We start from the raw sequence: 1,826 nt of genomic DNA on the forward strand, positions 1-1,826 counted from the left end.
CCCCTGCCGCACCCGTGGACGTTCAGCGTCGACGTGGGCGCGGGCCGCTGGCGCTGGAGCGCCCCGCGCGAGCGCGAGCCCGGGGCCGCGCTCCCCACCACCGGCGAGGAGGTCGCCGCCCGCGGGCCGGCCGGCCGGCGGCTGCTGCAGGCGGTCGAGCAGTGCGCGGCCGACGGCGGGCCGTTCACCCTCTCGCTGCGCACCGACGAGGGCGGCCGGCCCGCCTGGTGGCTGGTCCACGGCGGTCCCGGCGGCCCCGGCGAGGTGACCGGCAGCGTCGTGGACACCACCGCCGCGGTCGAGCACGCCGTCAGCGAGCGCACCACCGAGCAGGTGCGCACCGCCCTCGCGGGCCGCGAGGGCATCGACCAGGCCAAGGGCATGCTCATGCTCGTCTACGGCATCGACGCCGACGCCGCGTTCGGCCTGCTGCGCTGGTACTCCCAGCACAGCCAGGTCAAGCTCGCCGAGCTGGCCGCCCGCCTGACGGCGGCGGCCGCCGACAGCACCTTCGCCGGCGGCACGCAGGCCCGCGCGGCCGTCGACGACCTGCTGAGCAGCGTGCTCGGCGACGCGGCGCCCCCGGTGCCCACCGGCGGCGGGGCCGCCCTGCGCACCCGCCGGCGCGAGCCCGCCGTCCCCGGCGCGCCCTGGGAGCTGCACGTGGAGGGCGAGCTCGACCTCGCGACGGCGCTGGACTTCGCGGACGCGCTGGCCGACGTGGAGTCGCGCGCCCGCCCCGGCGACCAGGTCGTCGTCGACCTGACCGCCGTGGAGTACCTGGGCTCGGCGGGGATGACCGTCCTCGTGGGCGCCGATCGCCGCGGGCGCCGGCGCGGCACGCCGCTGCGCGTGGTCCTGGGCCGCTCCACCACCGTGCTGGACTTCCCGGGGCTGCGGGAGCTGACGGTGGTGCAGCCCGAGCAGCACGAGCAGCACGCCGGGCGGGTCGCCGGCCGCGCGGGCGGCTAGCGCTCGCCGGCCGGGGGGCCGGCGGCGTCCCGGCGCGGCAGCGAGGCCAGGTCCAGCACCGCGGCGGCGATGGAGGAGTCGGCGGCCACCAGCCGCACCCCGTCGGGGCCCAGCCGCTCCAGCACGTCGACGAGCACCTGCACGCCGGCGCTCGCCAGCGGGGCGGTCGCCGACAGCTCCACCGTCACCGGCAGCGAGCCGTGCCGGGCCAGCCGCAGGACCTCCTCGCGCAGCCCCGGCGCACCGCCGGCCTCCAGCGGCCCCTCGACCCGCAGCACCGGCCCCGCCTCGCCCGCCGCGGCGCTCCAGCGCAGCTCGTCCGGCTCCCGCGCCGGGGCGGGCGGTGCGGGCGCGCCGGCGTCGAAGGCGACCGGCCGGTGCAGGCGCCGCGCCAGGCGGACCGTGGTGCCCGCGTCCGTGGCCTCCACCTGCACGCGGCCGCCCTCGACGCCCATCACCGCCAGGCCGCGACCGCGGTCGCCGGGCAGCGCCGCCGGCTCGCGCCAGCGCCCCCGGTCGCTGACCGCCAGGTGCAGCACGCCGTCGTCGGCCAGCTGCCCCGACAGCTGCACCGTCCCCGTCCCGCTCCCGCCGTAGGCGTGCTCGACGGCGTTGACGACGGCCTCCCCGGCCGCCAGCTCCACCAGCTGCCGCTGGCGCGGCTCGACCCCCAGGCCCTCCAGCCAGGCACGCAGGTCGCGGCGCAGCACGAGCGGCGCGCTCGGGACGGCCGGGGCCACCAGGCGCAGCGGCGGCGGGGCGGGGCGGCGCTGGGCCGCCAGGACCGTGACGTCGTCGACCTGCGGACCGCCCCCGCGCACGGCGCGGGCCGCCCGCTCGCACACCCGCTGCAC

The 1,826-nt window shown here is 80.6% G+C and carries 2 protein-coding genes; one reads left to right on the forward strand and one right to left on the reverse strand.

The features are described 5' to 3' along the window. Positions 1-972 (forward strand): ANTAR domain-containing protein (locus tag GTQ99_RS22805; protein ID WP_166617953.1); only part of this gene is annotated, 972 nt, incomplete at its 5' end. Here GTQ99_RS22805 and GTQ99_RS22810 read toward each other — a convergent pair. After that, a partial coding sequence (locus GTQ99_RS22810) for an ATP-binding protein (protein WP_205708074.1) occupies positions 969-1,826 on the reverse strand: 858 nt, incomplete at its 5' end. The two genes, GTQ99_RS22805 and GTQ99_RS22810, sit on opposite strands and share 4 nt — an antisense overlap.

It is taken from the genome of Kineococcus vitellinus (assembly GCF_009906315.1).
Classification (GTDB): Bacteria; Actinomycetota; Actinomycetes; order Actinomycetales; family Kineococcaceae; genus Kineococcus; species Kineococcus vitellinus.